The sequence below is a fragment of the Legionella sp. PC997 genome (genome assembly GCF_014109825.1).
In the GTDB taxonomy this organism is placed as follows: Bacteria; Pseudomonadota; Gammaproteobacteria; order Legionellales; family Legionellaceae; genus Legionella.
Map to the genome: position 1 here is coordinate 3,671,956 of NZ_CP059576.1, position 14,657 is coordinate 3,686,612.

A 14,657-nucleotide genomic window follows, 5' to 3' on the forward strand; every position below is an offset into this window, starting at 1 on the left:
TTCTGTTGCTCAAAAAGGGAAGATTATCAATATTAAAATCAATTTAGGTGTTGCCACAATTTAACAATGAGCATGGGACAGGCATAAAACCCCTAAGGCTGGTTTTATTTTATGTAGGGGTACAACTCCACTACAGGTATATAAAGTAGTATAACAATTAATTTTTAATACAGAGCATGCTACAACTAACAACACCATATGTCGCTGTAGATTTCATATACATTGTTACGCTGCCAGTTACTGAACTTACATCACAAGACCATCCATGCAAACTCATTTGACCACCTCGATCTTGTCCATCAACTCTAATGCCTGAAAGTACACACATTCTATACTTATCTTTAAATTGTGGAGGTAAGGTAATGTGACAATTTACTATTTTCTCCCCGTGTTGGCTGAGTTCTCCCTCATATTTCTCATCGTGGAATCCCTTTTTCATAAAACATAAGTGTTTTTCCTGATTTATCTCAGCATAAACATAAAAATTATCTTGTTTATTATCACTGGAACATCCATATAAAAAAAATATTATTGAAATCATAATATTTATTAATGCTATTTTTTTATATACCAACATAAAGATCCATCCGATGGAATATTCAATTTCGTTTAACTATAGCTTACATTAAGTAGTATATAGCCCATATTAACCAGCCTAATGCGGAATTTTTGTACATTAACCCCTCGGGTTAGGCCTGAAGCTAGTGTAGATACATCAGTAATTACTTTACAGTTGGACTGTGTGAGTGAAGATCTGACCTGGACCTGTAAGTGGGTCAATATTCTTTATTAAAATAATTTTTGTTTACGTATTTGCTTATATATGTAGCAAGACCAATACCATCAATTGCTTTCTTCTTCATTGCTTCAACATGCGTAGCTCCTGGAATCTGATTATTATATAAATACACGCAGTTATTTTTTTGGAATTTAACTTTTATAAAGTCACTTCCAATTTCATACGCGACAACACACGATACTCCGCTTTTATTTTGATATGCGTCCATGCCACAGCCCTCCTTAAAAAGAGATATATGTCTAATTATATATCATAAAAAGTTCATAAATGTTCAATGGGCCGGCGGCATAGGGCGCAGTTTATTTGGTATAAAAAAGAAGATGTAAAAATGGATTAGAAAAAATTATTAGCCAATTTAATGGCACACCTGTAGAGACTGCGACTATAGGACTTATCGGCTTCCGTTATTAATTTTATACTATATTTAAAAGTATTAAGGCTAAGGAGAGCCCCATGCTCATGCCCAAATTGAATATTTTATTTTTTATTTTAATTGCACCAACATTAGCTATAGCTGAGTTGCCCCCTTTGCCTGATCCGAATAAAACTCCACAGAAATACGAAATGGCCATCAATGAACTCAAATCTGCAAAAAGTATAGAATGCTATTTCCCTCAAGGCTTGTTTGCAAATTGGCAAGGACAATCAATGAAACTTGAAGATGATCATATATCGAATGCGATTCATTTTGACAATATTGACACTTCTAATAAAAAACAAGCTAGGATGATAGCGAAGTTGGGTGCTACGGATGTTCGAGCTTTTATGTCACCAACTGGAATTACTTTTATTGAAATTACTGGTATAGGAAATTCTATATACACAACTGTTTTCCCATCATATTTGGGTGATAAAAAAATTAATTCTGAACCTCAAAAAGATACATTTCTTTTCGAAAAAGCTTATATTGCCGTTACCTCTCGTCACAGTTATGCTCCAATTATCGGAGCAATGCCATCTCAATTCCATGGTTACTGTAGGATTTTGGAATGAATTAGCTGAGAGAGGAAGAAATGCATGAATTTAATACTTATTCTAAAGTAGGGTTATGGAGCTGCATTAAGGTAATACATATTATGAAACCAAAAACGATTAAATATAAACAATTTACTGAAAAGATTATGAACGAATAATTAAGAAAGTGGGTAATGGCTATAATTCAGAATCATAACACAGACCAATTAGTCACTGATTACCTTTTAGCTAGTAGACTTTTGGAAAGTTTTCGGAGGATGGCAACCACTTAATATTCACATCAAGTACCTTCCTAATGAGGGGAAAATATTTGGGCATTTGGAAGTTTTTGAAGATGCTATAAATGATGAATTAAGATTCCTAGGATTAGTGCAAGAAATAATATAGCAGCTACATATTGGAGGAATATTCCTATTCGATAAAATATTGAGAGATCCTCAATATAGATTCAAAGTATTACGATAATCAAATAGGTTATCATTAACTAGATACTGCACGCAATGAGTTTTAATCGAAAACAAATGATGTCTTCAATTTTATCTAACCGAGGAGTCTAAATGAATAGTGAATATATTGTTCGATTATATAAGGCTAATGAAGGGAATATTGTTGAACAATTGGTGAAAAATTTCTCCTCAGAAAATGAGGCCAGAAATTTTATAAATAATTATAACGGCAACTATATTGGACAGTTATGGGTAATTGTTGAAGGTAATAATTTATTAGACCATATCAAAAGAAATGAAAAATAAACAAAGAGATAAATGGGATGCGAAATTTTTTATACGCAACTCATCCAAATTTTTAGAAGCTGGCAACATGCTTAGCTCAAACTTTAATTATATTGATATTGGTTGTCATCTGGGTCATTTAGCTATAGAACAATTATTAAAGGGGTTTTTAATCTGGGATGAAAAAGAACTTTCTTTCACTCACATCTTATTCGATTTATCAAAATTAATTGGTTCTAATCTGAGTAAAAAATTAGAAACCAAACTAAAGAAGATTGATACATTTTTTAATCGATACCCCAGGGATGAAGAAGAATGGGAGAATACTAGAAAACAATTAATAGAAAATAACTATCAATCTGTTACAGGAATAGATGACCTTCCTGGAGAATCTTCAACCATGGATTGGGATCTAATCTTAGAGGCCTGGTGTGAGCTAGTCCAGTTATGGGTACAAGAAAAGTTTCCTGTGGAATTGAACGATTCCCCTGAGTTTAATTCAATTGCAATAAGATACCCTTCTATTTTATTGGAGTGGGACTTTGATAACAACAAATTTAGCCCATTTCAAGTAGAGGTTGACTGTACAAAACAAATATCCTGGAAATGTAAGAAAAATCATTTATCACAGGCTTCCTGGAAAGAGTATTATGACCGTGGTTGCAAAGATTGCTCACCAAAACTTATGTCATTCTCCCATTAACAACTACAGTTGACGAATAACACCGACCAAAACTTACCACTTCCTCCCGCCTCTGAGTTCGCAATATACTTACTAAGGGGAGCCAATCCCAGTCTGGGTTTGGCGAAATTCCGTCAAACCTTAAATTTTACGTGTCGAATATGTGTCGAAATTTGGAACCAAATACGACTCTCTAAGCTTCCCCCCAAATTTACCGGTAAAAACATACAATCTTGGTGTGCCAACCTTTGATTCTTGGCTTGTGTGAGACTTTACCATCAGAGGCGGGTTTCAGCCAGCAGGCGTGTAATAAAACTCTTGTCACGGTGCGCTGATCAAAGCCCTTGCACAGTTCAATTCGATGACAACAAATGTTCATAATTTGAGTTGGTAAAACAATCGGTCAACAAAAAACTCCTGCTGGGCCAACAAGTATTGTTTAATCACTATCCTACTAAAATAAGCGACATCCCAGCAATTGTTAACAGTGTTGCGAAAAGCGTCCTGACAGAAGTCTTTTCTTTTAAGATAACAATTGAGAGAAAAAATACAAATAAAATTGAGGTGGAGCGTAACCCGAGGATAACTGCTGAATGAAAATGAAGAAAAGCAAAAACTGCCATGCTGTAGCCCAAACACGCTAGTAAGCCCGCAATAATATATTTTTTCTTGCCTTGATTTAATGTTTCCCATGTTATTTTCTTGAGCAACAACATGGGTAGAAATAATAAAAGTGCTTTAAGAACAAATAACCAACTAATATAAGATAAAGGATTACTTGCCGCTCGGATACCATACGTATCAATGGTAGAATAGGAAAAAATAAAAACTCCTGTCCCTATTGCATAGGCAATTCCTTGTAGTGAAAACGGGGATTTTTTAGTTATCCTAGTAAAAATAAACGAGATGATACCCAGTGATAATACAACTACCCCCACAAATTCATGGGTGGAAATGGGATATCCTACGTAATGATGCCAGTAATATAAAGCAAAAAGAGGCGCGCTGCCTACAGCAAGGGGATAAACTGCGCTAACTAATCCATGCTTATACGCATTACTAAGGAAGAGTATATAGCCAGTTTGCACGATGGCACTCATCACAACAAAGCTAAAAGTCGCATAATCAAGCAAAGGTACGATAAACAATAAAGGTGCCGCTACCATGAATTGAGGTATAACCATGAGCGTAACAAATAAAACATTATTACTTGATTGTTTTATTTGAATATTCCAAATCGCACTGCCAAAAGTGGATAAGAGAACCAGTAAAAATATTAAGGTTTTAAACGACATTAGTAGTCTTCGCAACGTTCGTTAACCTGGCCAAGGCAAAAGAAACGCAAGTGAGGAAAAACAAATATTATCATAATAGATCCAGAAGTGTGAGATAAAAAGCCTTTGAAAGATCATATGTTTTATTTGGTATGAAGTAAGTAGATACTGTCTTTAAAGGCAAGCAAAATTAAATGGGTTGCTTGCTTTAAGTGCTACGAAAATGATATGAGCTAATTCCTCAATAGCACAGATAATTGTTTTTGGATTTTTCCCCTTCTGTTGTAATCAGCAAAAAGACAAATCTCAACGCTTGTGCTTATCAGCTAAATTCAAAAATACAGTAACTTTTTTACCCTCAAATACGGGTATAATTGATTTTACCCGCACTTGGGGGTATAGTTAATATTATTGGCACTTGAGGGTAAAATGGGGATTTATGATTATCCGATCAGCAAAAGATTTGGCATTATATTTAAATGACAAGCGCAAGCAACTTAAAATGAGTCAATCGGAAGTTGCAGATTTAGTGGGTTTGAAACAGGATACCGTATCAAAATTTGAAAATAGTCCCGACAATAGCCGAATTGATACCCTGTTTAGGATATTGTCCGCCCTAAATTTAAACATTAGTCTTGTTGATAAAGGGCAAAAAACTCATGAAGAGATAGAGTGGTAATGCGTAAATTATACATTTTGATGAACAATGAGCTCGTGGGAGAGCTTACCCAGGATAATGCAGGAGGCTTGAGTTTTTTCTATGTTGAGGACTGGATTTCCAAGCCACATTCGCGACCAGTATCTTTATCGTTGCCGTTAGTAAATCAAAAATTTTCAGGAGAAGTAGTTTATAACTTTTTTGATAATTTACTTCCCGATAATCCACAGATAAGAGCCAGGATACAAGCTCGTTTTCAAGCAAAATCATCGCGACCGTTTGATTTATTGGCCTTAATTGGCAGCGATTGTGTTGGGGCAATACAAATTGTTGAACGTATTCCTCAGACACAGCGTTTAAGCATTGAAAGTCACGTTGTCAGTGAGGCGGAGATAGCTCGTACTTTACGTTCTTATCAAAACTCACCACTGGGAATGGATAAAGAGGATGATGCGTTTAGAATCTCATTAGCAGGTGCTCAGGAAAAAACAGCTTTTCTATATTACCAAAATGAATGGCATAAACCATTTGGACCTACACCAACAACTCACATATTCAAATTACCTATTGGATATTTACCACATCAAGGAATTGATCTAAGTGAGAGTTGTGAAAATGAACATCTCTGTTTACTACTAGCCAGCAAATTTGGTTTAGATGTTGCAAAATCAAAAATCTTACAATTCGAAGATGAAAAGGTGCTGGTGGTCGAAAGATTTGATAGAAAATGGAGTCGAGATAACCGTTATGTCCTCAGGTTACCGCAAGAAGACCTATGCCAAGCATTGGGTTATTCACCAAATTTAAAATATCAGTCAGATGGTGGCCCCGGTATTAAAGAAATTATGCAGTTACTTAACGGCTCACAGCAACCTCAAAAAGATAGAGATGAATTTTTCAGGGCACAGGTTGTTTACTGGTGCCTTGGCGCTATTGATGCGCATGCCAAAAATTTCAGTATAAGTATACAACCACAAGGCGGTTACCAGCTCACCCCCTTATACGACATCATTTCAGCATATCCTATCGTGGAACAAAAAAAGTTATCATTTAAGAAATTGAAAATGGCAATGGCTATATATGGAAAAAATAGTCATTATAAGATTGACGGTATTCAAAAAAGACACTTTCTTGAAACAGCAAAATACGTTCAATATTCTAAAATTAAAGCAGCTCAGATTTTTGAACAAGTAATTGACCGTATTGATTCTGCTATCGATGAAGTCTCAACCCAATTACCAAACCACTTCCCACAAAAGATTGCAGATCCAATCTTCAAAGGGATGAGGGCTTTTAAGGAGCGTATAATATCCACATAATAACTAAATGTATGGTAAGGGGGGCTGCACGAATCTGGTCAACCATCACTAGTCAGGTGGATGTAGTTTCCAAGCCGAGACTTTATTTCTTATTCATAACAACAAACTTGAGGAATAGTAAAGTCAAGATTACTACTGGAATAATGATTTCTGAAATAATAATACCAGCGTTATAAGGTGCGAAATTTCCATGTAAAATCATATCTCTAATATGACCATATAAAGCTCCTATTATAAAAAATGACCATCCTAATCCCGTAGCCAGCCAAAATTTTCCTCCAATAAATAAGGATAGGATCCCTAACAATGCCCATGCGCCATCGTGAAACCCTACTTCAAATTGAAATGGACTGCCTGTAGGCCAACCAATCATTTTAGCGGTCATATCAGGAAAGAATACATGGCCGATAAAACCAATTAAACCGATAAGACCTACCGTAAAAAATAGGAAATAGACTAAGTATAAATCTACGATCTGTTCAGCAGAATAATGTTTTCGCCTGATAAAATAGTGAATCGTTGCAAACAATACACAAGCTATAAGAATCACGTTATTAATCATTTTTATCCCCTTATTTATCCTATGCTAACCATAGCACGGCATAAAAAGATAATCAGCGAGTTTATAGTTTTGATGTCGGTTTTTGTCCTCTTAATAGAGATGGTGTTTTGCGCGAGAGCCTTATTCATTAACTCTTAAAAGTATTCTTTTCTTCTTTACCTTTATCTTCAGAATGTTGACTATCGATTTCTTCAATCTTACCTTGTAGATTGGATCGCCAAATACTATTTTTTATCAGTCGGCTGTGTGTTTTCTGGGTTTCCTCTTTTCGTGTTTGCCAATCTTTCTGCCAATCTGGGTTTTCCCAAAAAGGAGAAACACGCTTTAAAGTGGTTACATCGGAATTGGTTTCAAGATTTACAAACTTCACCGTATCCAAAGCAACTTTGGAGAATTCGGGTCCAAATTCTGTAGCTAATTTATAAACTCTGCGTAGCTCTGTTAGCGTAACCCATTTATCGGTGGGGTCTTCCTCTCTTTGAGCAATTTGTTTTGGCTCATAGTTCATATCGCCTTTTCCGACTACAAAAATTAAGGGGATTATTGGTTTGCCTTCTTTTTGTCTCTTATAATTTTCGACAATTAAATCATTGAGAATAAACTTAAAATAATTATACATAGAGTAAGGGTTGTTTCTGCTGAGATCGGTGTGTTTGCTATCGTAGGTGTCAGAATTTAGGGCATTGATTCCATTGTTGTTATTGATTGCCGTACAGAGCTCTTTATAGGCATATTTGCCAAAACCAAATACAACCACTTCCGAACTTTCACCACATAACTCTCTTATAGATTTTTCATCAACTTTCATATTTATCAAACAAAAAGTGAGATTAATATAATTATAGATTAATAATCGAGCATTTCTGGTGAAGGATATGATTCTTTACACACATACAGAAGTTTCTAAGGTCCAAAAATGCAGCATTGAAGTCTGCTTGAGGTGCCCTGAAAATATGACAATAAATGAACTTCATCTCATAACTAAAAACAAAGTTGACTTTTTTTGATCATTTTGGTCTACTGAATTTGGTTCGACGTATCATCGTGGAGCCAAGGATATACCTAATGGAAGGATACAATTGCTTAGAATACTGCGATGAGTAGAGCACTTCTTTCTTGTTGCATGTTCGCTATCAAAATAATAAAAACATGGTGCTGTCAGCGTATGGAATTCAATCTGATAACACCAGAAGCTGTTGTGCCTATGGAAATTAACGTACCGTCTTCTATTAAATGTGGACTCTTATCTTTATAAAAACTCATTAACTGATTTTTAGAATCAAGATGTTAAAAAATAGAAGAGGGAACCTGAAAAAGGATGAAAAAAATGATGGCGAGAATTAAATTATTTAAACCCTCCCCCCAAAAAAGCACTGCCTCTATTATCAAAGACGTACACGCCGAACATAAGCCAAGTCTTCTCAAAGGATCTTATACGGGTGAGAGATGGCGACACAAAAGTATGGAAAAAACCTTAGATTGGATCACCGATTTAAAAAAATCAGAGAAATTGGCCCAGCAAGCACAAATTAATTTAAACTTATGGGCCAAAAAAAAATCACCTTCACCCAAGTTAGTTGAAGTAATTCCTAAAGATTGGGGACTGGCAACACTTGAAGCGACCAAAAAATATGGAGTATCTTATTCTGTACTCAATATGGCAAATCCCCAATTTCCAGGCGGTGCTGCCTTAGAGGGAGGAAGTGCCCAGGAGGAAAATATATGGCATCGAAGCACCTGTGCTCAATCTTTATTGGATCCAAGCATTTATTTAGATCAAAAAGCTCAAGCATTTTGCTACCATGAGGCAGCAAAAAAGCTTCTAGAAGCTAAGATACAAATGACCCAGGAAGAATATGAGGCTTTGAAAAAGCACAGCGAGGAAACCGACACCCAAGGATATAAAGTATTTTTTAGCCCAGAATCCAGGATATGTTTCAGAGGTCCTGAAATAGTTTTTCCCACAGATCCTGAGGACTTTACATCGGCACGCTATATGGCAGACAGCGGCCTAAGTTATGCCTTTCTTCCTGAATCAGATATTTTCCCGTTTTATGAATTAAGATCCGCCGCGCCGCAACTTCCTTTCACACCCCACGCCTTGGATCTTGAAACCAGGAATCAATATATAGCGGATTTACGAAGACGTATCGCAGCCCAGCTTGATACATTAATCCTTGCAAAACAACCCAACGCAATTTTAGGAGCCTGGGGTTGTGGGGAGTTTAAAAATGATCCGCAAATCGTAGCCAAGATATATGGTGAAGAAATTGAAAAACGAGCGCATTTTTTCGACCATATTGTGTTCCCGATAATTAACACCGGTTCATACAATAACTACGCAATATTTAATCAACACCTCACGGATATAAAACTGGGGGCAAAACCTGCTGTTATTTCCAATTTAACACTTGAGTAAATTTATGCCACACCAATAACTGTGTTAAAAGCTTGTCCAACCAAGCCCAACGTTTTGAGCAGAGCATTCTGCTCTTCCATATTTGTACATAGAAATTCAACCTTTCCTCACACTACTTTGCTCCAATTCAAGCTACACTTGTTATATAACTCTTGAAGGATCGTGAGAATGAGTAAAGAACCTCTTGTAATTGGTGACATGAAAATTAAGCCTGGAGAACGCAAAACGGTTTTTTTACCCATGCCCAAATTATATGATTGGACTCCAATATGTTTGCCAATACATGTCATTAACGGGATAGAGGAAGGGCCTTCGTTATGTCTTACTGCTGCCATTCATGGTGATGAAATCAATGGCGTTGAGATTATCAGACGCTTCTTGAAAAAAAAGGGGCTAAAAAAAATCCATGGGAATGTTATTGCAATTCCTATAGTTAATGTATACGGTTTTTTATACCAGGAACGATACTTAATGGATCGAAGAGACTTAAACCGATCGTTTCCCGGCAGTTCAAATGGCTCACTTGCCTCTATTCTTGCACAAATTATCAGCAAGCAAATCTTATCCCAATCTACTCATGCAATTGATTTACACACCGGATCTAATCACCGCTTTAATTTACCTCAAATTAGAGCAAATCTTGATATGCCCGGTATTGAAGATTTGGCTCGAGCTTTTAATGTTCCAGTCATTTTACATTCAACCTTTAGGGATGGTTCAATGCGCGAGTATGCAAATGAGCAAGGTATTCCTATTTTAGTCTATGAAGGAGGAGAGTCTTTACGTTTCGATGAGTTATCCATCCGAACCGGCATTAATGGTATTCTAAGTGTGATGGGAGCCTTGGGAATGGTTCCGCCCGGTAGATACAGAGTAAAAAAATATACCTCTACGGTATCTAGGAGCAGTTATTGGATAAGAGCACCCATAAGTGGCATTTTAAGACACCTTAAAAAATCAGGCAATCGAGTCGCCAAGGGACAGGTAATTGCGGTTATCGCCAATCCAACCAGTACCGAAGAATACAAATTGAAATCACCCATTTCTGGAATTATTATTGGTGAAAATATGTTGCCACTTGTGCATTCAGGCCAAGCCTTGTTTCATATTGCTAGTTTTGAAAAATTAACCCTAGTTGAAGAGCAGCTTGGAAATCTGCAAGAGGCTTTTGATTTGAATGATTATGAAGATTAACGCATTTAAAAATAATTCAACCATAACCGTAATAATGCAGTTACTGCCTGGGGTGATTCCATAGGCGACATATGGCCAGAGTCTTCAATAATTGCTAATTTGGCATTTGGAATTTTGTCTGCCAGCTCTGCATGGACAGATAGAGAAAAATTTTTATCTTGGCGTGCGTGAATGACTAAAGTAGGTATTTCCAGTGATGGCAAGAAAGAAGTGCACTCTTGGCGAGCCAGCAGTATTTTTTGTTGGGCAATAAATGCCTGTTGGCCCACACTGAGAAACATGGAATGTACTTCTGGTTTAACCCGCTCATCATACACATAATGTTGTACTAGCTCAGCAGCAACCGTTTGAAAAGCACCTTGCTCCACTTTTCGTATTAATTCTATTCTTTTTTGCTCTTTTTCTTCAGAGTCTTGTTGGGCGGAAGTATTCAATAAGCATAATTTTAAAATGCGTTCAGGAACTCTTCTGGCAAGCTCCAGTGCCAACCATCCACCCATCGAATGGCCTGCCAAAAAAAACGCCCCCTCAACATGTCCTAACACTCTTTGGAGTAAATCCTCAGTGGAGGTACCGTGTAATAAGGGAATAATTTGACAATTCACCAGATCGTGCAAATGATTTGCTTGATAAGACCATACGCGATGGTCCGACAAAACTCCCGATAAAAAAACCAAAGTTTTTTTTGACACAATAATCCTTGATTAAGACCAAAGTTTGTAAACCAAAAACATCAAATATAAGCGCGTAGCCCCACACCATTTTATCCCTGCAACAGGTCCATACCAGGACTGTTTAGATTAATACGAAGCAGATAATCTAGTTGTCTTGTGGTGGTGCTGGGTTATCTTTCAGAATTTTACAGTGTAATAATTTCCAATAACCAAATAAATTGGTTTTTCGGGTGGATAGAAGCTTTAGGGCTTGGTAATCAAGAATTGAGTGCATCGAAAAATCCGACTTAAACCCTATAAGCTCATTAACTCGAGCAAATATCTTCTCAAAAAAGCGCATTATCGGGTGCTCCGATGCGAAATGATTCACGAATATAATTTCTGCCGTAGGTTTAGCAACACGGGTTAATTCTTGAAGAAAGGCCTTCACATCTGGAACCACTGAGGCCACATACATGGCAACAATAAAATCAAACCGATTATCAGGAAATTCTAAATGAGCCGCATCCATAATCCTTAACTGTACCCGTTCCTCCAAGTGATTTTTGACCACTTGTTCCTCAGCTTTTTCCAACATTTTTTCGGAAATATCAATCCCCGTAATCATCAAATCAGAACGATAAAGCGGTAGCGACAAACCGGTACCAATGCCAATTTCAAGTACTGTAGCATTTTGTTTTGCCGCTTTATTAACAATTTCAGCACACAAGGAACGGCCTGGGTTAAAAATGGAACCAAACAAAAAATCATAGAAGGAAGCATAAATGTTATAAACTTTTCTAATTGAAGCTACAGACATAAAGCACTCCAGCAAATACTAATAATTTAAAATAACGGTTGGTTTCTTTACTTATCCAATAGTTATAGAGTTTCTATTTCCAATAATTAAATAATAGTCCATGTGTACCGAATATAGGATCACTTTGAGGTACTCCGACACGTTTAATTTGCTCAATCACTCGGGGATGTTCTTCGGCCTTACCATAATTCATATCAAAATCAACATTCCCTGGGTAAGCACCGATACATTGAAAGTCGCTGGATAAGTGCAAACTTTTATGCGCAACACCGGCAGGAATAATGACCACATCACCATGACTTACTGGGTAAATCGTACCGTTATCCCCTCCAAATTGAACTGTTCCTTCCCCCGCAAGGATCACTAATACCTCATGGGTCCTACTGTGATAATGATGATAGTCATAAATCGAATCTACCCATGAATTTCCCCAATGGTTTTGTTGTAAAAGCTCTTGGAGTTTCTGAGGGGATTGGTTTTTAACTACTTCCATTTGCTTGTATATTAATAAAGGGAAGCGAGGGTTATTTGGGAACAAACCATTTGCTTTGATAAGCTCATGAAATACTTCTTGGGGCGTTACTGATTTAGTCATATCATTTACTTCCTTGTTGCTTCAGATGAAAACCATGCTACGAGACAGAGTTATTCCCATATCTCCATTGTAGTTTACTCAATCACGGAGGAGTAGGGACTGAAGGCTCATTTTCCGATTCTTCTTTTTTTGCAATTGAAAAAAATTGAGTTTTATTGCGCTGTTTTCTTTCTTTTAAAATTCCATCGGCATAACCTGTCCTTGGGTGTTGGCTAAGTATCGCCTCTTGATATGCTACCCGCTCTTGTCCTTTGTAGGAGTCAGGATCATCGGAAGTAATACGGCCATCCGGGCCTCTGTAGAATATGGATAATTGGCGTTTTAGTCGGGTTGAAGGCAGTTCATTGCGCGGTCTTTGTGGATTATTTCTTAGCATTATATCTCCTTTATTCTATTCCAAATAGAAGTCCATAGTTCTTCCCAAACTTTATATCAAATCTAGAGCGATGAAACAATACAATTCAATTTGATCAATAATAAAATTACTGACAAAATAGCATTCACTTTGGTCCTTAATCTAGATTATTTTTTATTACATGTCATTAAAAGTTGACTTAAACCACCCTATATTTTTATTAAAAAGCAAAGTCCATGAAGCAAGTAAAAATTTATTAGATGGATTTGGATTTAATTACTTTCAATATTTACGTTGTTTTGCAGACGGCTCCATTAATTGCTTAACAAACAACACCGGGCTCTTTGAATACTTCCAACATATTGATAATGCTCCAGTAGTATTCTCTTCATTTGACGATGAGCATGAAAATAATCATTCATACTGGTTTTTTTGGGATCAAGAGTTGCCCAGTACCCCCGTGCAAATTGCTCGCGAAAAATTTAATTTGCACAACGGACTCACTTTAGTTCGTCGGAGTAAAAATTATTACGATATGATTGCGGTAGCCTTACCCTATGAACATGCGAATCCCGGTTCGTTTTATCTCAATAAACTCAAGGCAATTGAGCAATTTATTTTTGACTTTGACCTGCAAAATAAAGATTTAATTCAGATACTGAATAAAAATCCGATTGCATTACCCGAAACCTATCGCGATGTAAATTATAAAGAGCTTTGTTTGAAGCAAGGCAGAATTCCTGTGGTTGGAAAGAACGAGAAAACGTACATTACCGCTCAAGAATTAATGTGCCTTAGATTATTGCTGCAAGGTGCAACACACAAACAAATCGCTCAGCTACTTGGGCTTTCTCCTCGTACTGTGGATACATATTTACTGCGTATTAAACAACGCACAGGATTTTCTTCCAGACTAGAAATGGAACGAATGGTTTATTTAAGCTCGGTACTATAGAGTTCATTCATTTTTGTCCGTATTCAGCACGGACAGACAATTTTTTCTTATCTTTTAAACTCCGTCAAGATTTTATTATTCAGGAGAAAAGTCTCATGAACATTTTAGAAAAAAAACCAGCCGAAAAACTTTTTAAACAATTCTGTGAGGGATATGAGCAAAGAATTGCATCCTTATTGCTTAGTCTTTTCAGTCAAAATACCAATGTTTGGGGATCAGGAGTCGATGAATATCGGGTGGGTTTAAAAGAAATAGAAGAACAGTTAAGAAGAGACTGGAGCCAATCAGAGCAAGGTAAAATAGAAATAATTCACTTTGTTCCCACTCCAGATGAGGCTTTGTGGGCTGCTGCCATATGCCGAGCACGAATGATCATTGAAGGAAAAGAATATTTATTTGAGCATTTACGCGGCACTTTAACTATTGAAAAGGAAGATGGAGTTTGGAAGATCGCCCACATGCATTGTTCTTTTCCTGATTATAGAAACCCTGCAAACGGTTCGTTCCCAGTTGGTAATGAATAACCCAAAGTAAACATATAACGTAAGCCTGGGATTTATTAAGCTTAAATCTCAGCTTCTACTCCCTCTAACTAATAAGAAAAGTCCATCTAAACCATCTAACCAGCAAAAAAAAAAAGAAGACCTATACTTAAAATAAAATTCA

The 14,657-nt window shown here is 36.7% G+C and carries 18 protein-coding genes and 1 pseudogene; 9 read left to right on the forward strand and 10 right to left on the reverse strand.

Going from position 1 to position 14,657, the window contains the following annotated elements:
- Window positions 1–157: 157 nt before the first annotated feature.
- Together HBNCFIEN_RS16070 and HBNCFIEN_RS16075 are read right to left on the reverse strand one after the other, a co-directional pair.
- Window positions 158–577, reverse strand: coding sequence for a hypothetical protein (locus HBNCFIEN_RS16070; protein ID WP_182392060.1), 420 nt, complete (start codon window positions 575–577; stop codon window positions 158–160).
- Window positions 578–776: 199 nt separating this feature from the next.
- Window positions 777–1,007: a hypothetical protein gene (locus HBNCFIEN_RS16075; protein ID WP_182392061.1), complete on the reverse strand. Its 231-nt coding sequence runs from the start codon at window positions 1,005–1,007 to the stop codon at window positions 777–779.
- 245 nt (window positions 1,008–1,252) lie between these two features.
- Between HBNCFIEN_RS16075 and HBNCFIEN_RS16080 the strand changes: the two genes are divergently transcribed.
- The 3 genes from HBNCFIEN_RS16080 to HBNCFIEN_RS16090 all read left to right on the forward strand — a co-directional run bounded on the left by HBNCFIEN_RS16080 (window position 1,253) and on the right by HBNCFIEN_RS16090 (window position 3,208).
- Window positions 1,253–1,792, forward strand: a complete 540-nt coding sequence (locus HBNCFIEN_RS16080) for a hypothetical protein (protein ID WP_182392062.1) — start codon at window positions 1,253–1,255, stop codon at window positions 1,790–1,792.
- A gap of 539 nt (window positions 1,793–2,331) precedes the next feature.
- Window positions 2,332–2,526, forward strand: a complete 195-nt coding sequence (locus HBNCFIEN_RS16085) for a hypothetical protein (protein ID WP_182392063.1) — start codon at window positions 2,332–2,334, stop codon at window positions 2,524–2,526.
- The gene (locus HBNCFIEN_RS16090) at window positions 2,516–3,208 is read left to right on the forward strand and encodes a zinc-ribbon domain-containing protein (RefSeq protein WP_182392064.1); all 693 of its coding nucleotides are present in this window, start codon (window positions 2,516–2,518) and stop codon (window positions 3,206–3,208) included. Before HBNCFIEN_RS16085 ends, HBNCFIEN_RS16090 begins: the two co-directional genes overlap by 11 nt.
- Window positions 3,209–3,328: 120 nt before the next feature.
- Here HBNCFIEN_RS16090 and HBNCFIEN_RS17895 read toward each other — a convergent pair.
- Window positions 3,329–3,551 (reverse strand): annotated as a pseudogene (locus tag HBNCFIEN_RS17895) (hypothetical protein); the annotation flags it as partial.
- A gap of 82 nt (window positions 3,552–3,633) precedes the next feature.
- Window positions 3,634–4,482 carry a hypothetical protein gene (locus tag HBNCFIEN_RS16095; protein ID WP_182392065.1) on the reverse strand — a complete coding sequence of 283 codons (849 nt, stop codon included), beginning with the start codon at window positions 4,480–4,482 and terminating at the stop codon, window positions 3,634–3,636.
- A 418-nt stretch (window positions 4,483–4,900) separates the two neighbouring features.
- Between HBNCFIEN_RS16095 and HBNCFIEN_RS16100 the strand changes: the two genes are divergently transcribed.
- Complete coding sequence (locus tag HBNCFIEN_RS16100) at window positions 4,901–5,140, forward strand: helix-turn-helix domain-containing protein (protein ID WP_182392066.1); 240 nt, start codon at window positions 4,901–4,903, stop codon at window positions 5,138–5,140.
- 20 nt (window positions 5,141–5,160) lie between these two features.
- Entirely contained in the window at window positions 5,161–6,438 is a 1,278-nt protein-coding gene (locus HBNCFIEN_RS16105; RefSeq protein WP_255464424.1) for a type II toxin-antitoxin system HipA family toxin, read from the forward strand.
- Between the two features lie 82 nt (window positions 6,439–6,520).
- Here the strand turns inward: HBNCFIEN_RS16105 and HBNCFIEN_RS16110 are convergent, their stop codons facing one another.
- Complete coding sequence (locus tag HBNCFIEN_RS16110) at window positions 6,521–7,000, reverse strand: DUF6790 family protein (RefSeq protein ID WP_182392068.1); 480 nt, start codon at window positions 6,998–7,000, stop codon at window positions 6,521–6,523.
- Window positions 7,001–7,127: 127 nt separating this feature from the next.
- Window positions 7,128–7,808 (reverse strand): hypothetical protein, encoded by a 681-nt coding sequence (locus tag HBNCFIEN_RS16115; RefSeq protein ID WP_182392069.1) that lies wholly within the window; start codon window positions 7,806–7,808, stop codon window positions 7,128–7,130.
- A 519-nt stretch (window positions 7,809–8,327) separates the two neighbouring features.
- Here HBNCFIEN_RS16115 and HBNCFIEN_RS16120 point away from each other — a divergent pair.
- Both HBNCFIEN_RS16120 and HBNCFIEN_RS16125 read left to right on the forward strand, forming a co-directional pair.
- Window positions 8,328–9,419, forward strand: a complete 1,092-nt coding sequence (locus HBNCFIEN_RS16120) for a poly(ADP-ribose) glycohydrolase domain-containing protein (RefSeq protein WP_182392070.1) — start codon at window positions 8,328–8,330, stop codon at window positions 9,417–9,419.
- Between the two features lie 168 nt (window positions 9,420–9,587).
- Window positions 9,588–10,613, forward strand: coding sequence for a succinylglutamate desuccinylase/aspartoacylase family protein (locus tag HBNCFIEN_RS16125; RefSeq protein ID WP_182392071.1), 1,026 nt, complete (start codon window positions 9,588–9,590; stop codon window positions 10,611–10,613).
- 5 nt (window positions 10,614–10,618) lie between these two features.
- On the opposite strand, the gene HBNCFIEN_RS16130 is transcribed toward HBNCFIEN_RS16125, so the two are convergent.
- The 4 genes from HBNCFIEN_RS16130 to HBNCFIEN_RS16145 form a co-directional block, all read right to left on the reverse strand.
- Window positions 10,619–11,305, reverse strand: a complete 687-nt coding sequence (locus tag HBNCFIEN_RS16130) for an alpha/beta fold hydrolase (protein ID WP_182392072.1) — start codon at window positions 11,303–11,305, stop codon at window positions 10,619–10,621.
- A 127-nt stretch (window positions 11,306–11,432) separates the two neighbouring features.
- Entirely contained in the window at window positions 11,433–12,086 is a 654-nt protein-coding gene (gene pmtA, locus HBNCFIEN_RS16135; protein WP_182392073.1) for a phospholipid N-methyltransferase PmtA, read from the reverse strand.
- A gap of 73 nt (window positions 12,087–12,159) precedes the next feature.
- Window positions 12,160–12,681, reverse strand: coding sequence for a cupin domain-containing protein (locus HBNCFIEN_RS16140; RefSeq protein WP_182392074.1), 522 nt, complete (start codon window positions 12,679–12,681; stop codon window positions 12,160–12,162).
- 82 nt (window positions 12,682–12,763) lie between these two features.
- Complete coding sequence (locus HBNCFIEN_RS16145) at window positions 12,764–13,057, reverse strand: hypothetical protein (protein ID WP_182392075.1); 294 nt, start codon at window positions 13,055–13,057, stop codon at window positions 12,764–12,766.
- A gap of 160 nt (window positions 13,058–13,217) precedes the next feature.
- On the opposite strand from HBNCFIEN_RS16145, the gene HBNCFIEN_RS16150 reads away from it, so the two are divergent.
- The gene (locus HBNCFIEN_RS16150) at window positions 13,218–13,991 is read left to right on the forward strand and encodes a helix-turn-helix transcriptional regulator (protein ID WP_182392076.1); all 774 of its coding nucleotides are present in this window, start codon (window positions 13,218–13,220) and stop codon (window positions 13,989–13,991) included.
- Window positions 13,992–14,086: 95 nt separating this feature from the next.
- Window positions 14,087–14,515, forward strand: a complete 429-nt coding sequence (locus HBNCFIEN_RS16155; RefSeq protein WP_182392077.1) for a nuclear transport factor 2 family protein — start codon at window positions 14,087–14,089, stop codon at window positions 14,513–14,515.
- Window positions 14,516–14,657: the final 142 nt, after the last annotated feature.

Bases quoted from the DNA above. Each gene is read 5' to 3' on its own strand.
- pmtA (WP_182392073.1), bottom strand. From the start codon at position 12,086: ATGTCTGTAGCTTCAATTAGAAAAGTTTATAACATTTATGCTTCCTTC.
- HBNCFIEN_RS16100 (WP_182392066.1), top strand. From the start codon at position 4,901: ATGATTATCCGATCAGCAAAAGATTTGGCATTATATTTAAATGACAAG.
- HBNCFIEN_RS16080 (WP_182392062.1), top strand. From the start codon at position 1,253: ATGCTCATGCCCAAATTGAATATTTTATTTTTTATTTTAATTGCACCA.
- HBNCFIEN_RS16155 (WP_182392077.1), top strand. From the start codon at position 14,087: ATGAACATTTTAGAAAAAAAACCAGCCGAAAAACTTTTTAAACAATTC.
- HBNCFIEN_RS16115 (WP_182392069.1), bottom strand. From the start codon at position 7,808: ATGAAAGTTGATGAAAAATCTATAAGAGAGTTATGTGGTGAAAGTTCG.
- HBNCFIEN_RS16095 (WP_182392065.1), bottom strand. From the start codon at position 4,482: ATGTCGTTTAAAACCTTAATATTTTTACTGGTTCTCTTATCCACTTTT.
- HBNCFIEN_RS16105 (WP_255464424.1), top strand. From the start codon at position 5,161: ATGAACAATGAGCTCGTGGGAGAGCTTACCCAGGATAATGCAGGAGGC.
- HBNCFIEN_RS16075 (WP_182392061.1), bottom strand. From the start codon at position 1,007: ATGGACGCATATCAAAATAAAAGCGGAGTATCGTGTGTTGTCGCGTAT.
- HBNCFIEN_RS16090 (WP_182392064.1), top strand. From the start codon at position 2,516: ATGAAAAATAAACAAAGAGATAAATGGGATGCGAAATTTTTTATACGC.
- HBNCFIEN_RS16120 (WP_182392070.1), top strand. From the start codon at position 8,328: ATGATGGCGAGAATTAAATTATTTAAACCCTCCCCCCAAAAAAGCACT.
- HBNCFIEN_RS16140 (WP_182392074.1), bottom strand. From the start codon at position 12,681: ATGACTAAATCAGTAACGCCCCAAGAAGTATTTCATGAGCTTATCAAA.
- HBNCFIEN_RS16125 (WP_182392071.1), top strand. From the start codon at position 9,588: ATGAGTAAAGAACCTCTTGTAATTGGTGACATGAAAATTAAGCCTGGA.
- HBNCFIEN_RS16070 (WP_182392060.1), bottom strand. From the start codon at position 577: ATGTTGGTATATAAAAAAATAGCATTAATAAATATTATGATTTCAATA.
- HBNCFIEN_RS16085 (WP_182392063.1), top strand. From the start codon at position 2,332: ATGAATAGTGAATATATTGTTCGATTATATAAGGCTAATGAAGGGAAT.
- HBNCFIEN_RS16150 (WP_182392076.1), top strand. From the start codon at position 13,218: ATGTCATTAAAAGTTGACTTAAACCACCCTATATTTTTATTAAAAAGC.
- HBNCFIEN_RS16110 (WP_182392068.1), bottom strand. From the start codon at position 7,000: ATGATTAATAACGTGATTCTTATAGCTTGTGTATTGTTTGCAACGATT.
- HBNCFIEN_RS16145 (WP_182392075.1), bottom strand. From the start codon at position 13,057: ATGCTAAGAAATAATCCACAAAGACCGCGCAATGAACTGCCTTCAACC.